This is a genomic window from Thalassotalea profundi, from assembly GCF_014653195.1.
In the GTDB taxonomy this organism is placed as follows: domain Bacteria; phylum Pseudomonadota; class Gammaproteobacteria; order Enterobacterales; family Alteromonadaceae; genus Thalassotalea_B; species Thalassotalea_B profundi.
Genome location: NZ_BNAH01000032.1, coordinates 1 through 1,237, shown reverse-complemented (window position 1 = coordinate 1,237; position 1,237 = coordinate 1). Strand labels below are relative to the sequence as shown.

The following is a 1,237-nucleotide window of genomic DNA, read 5'->3' as shown; positions in this document are numbered from 1 at the left end:
GTTAGGCAGCTGGTTAAGTTGTGCCTCAGTCAAGGAAGAAGAAATAATGCAAAAAATTATAACTCAAGTTTTTCTGATTTTACTTATCTATTTAGCAAGCACACCTGTAATTGGTGTTGTACATTCTCAAGATAAAAGCTCTCTTGTAGATAACTTAAATGTAATACTTTCAAAGCAAAAAGAAGACCAGCCAGGTGTTAGTGTTTTAGTTAAAAAAAATAATGAAATTATTTATCAGTTAAGTAAAGGGCTTGCTAATAAAGTTAATAATAATTCGATTAGCTCTCATACAGGATTTAGAATTGGCTCAATTAGTAAACCTTTTACTGCACTGGCAATTATGAAGTTAGTTGAGCAGAAAAAGCTTTCTCTAGACGATCAAATAACCAAATACATTCAAGAGCTACCCACAGGTTGGGAAGATATTACGATAAAGCATTTACTATCTCATAGGGTGTATATTTCTGATGACTTCTTCTCTGATTCCAACCTGAACTTAGTAAATTTATCAACAAATCAGGATGTTATAAAGTTTATTTCCTCAAATATGATTAAGGTTAAACCACAAGCTTTCGATAAAGCGATTTATTGTAATAGTTGTTACGTATTGTTAGCTGAGGTTATAGCAAAAGTTAGCGGAGTTAGTTTTTCAGAATATTTGAGTGAGAATATCTTTGTTCCTGCAAATATGAAAAATAGCTACATTGTCGAGAAAGGCGTCACTATTAAGCCTAATGACGCCCTTAATTATGCTAAAACGGAATCTATTTTTGGTATTCGTCAATATACCACAGGGGCAATGGCTCAAGTCAGTAGTATTGAAGACCTGAACAACTTTATTGTCGCATTGAAAGAGGGACAAATTATTAGTCAAAAATCGTTAATTTCGATGACAAAAGTGCATAGTGATGCAGGTAATGATGGCACCTTTGGTTTAGGTTGGATTATAGGTTGGGGTGATGAGCCTTTTTATTCTCATGGCGGTTCACAAGATGGCTATCAAGCAGAATTATTTTTTTATCCGAAGCATGATCTTGAAATTGTTATTTTAACTAATGGCGGTGATGAGACTTATGAACTTCAATCGAAGGTGATGAGAGCAATTATTACTCACTATAATTAAGTTTGTTTAATGCTGCCTAACAAGGGTTTTCAAGTCGGACAAATTACAGTTGGCTTTTTGTTCGTGCCTCACTTATTTTAGCCAACTGCAATTAGCCGCTTAAAACGGCGTTAG

At 34.2% G+C, this 1,237-nt stretch carries 1 protein-coding gene; it reads left to right on the top strand.

The features are described from left to right. Nucleotides 1-1,123: serine hydrolase domain-containing protein (locus IE155_RS17860; protein ID WP_229817456.1), on the top strand; the 1,123-nt coding region annotated here is incomplete at its 5' end. Nucleotides 1,124-1,237 lie beyond the last annotated feature (114 nt).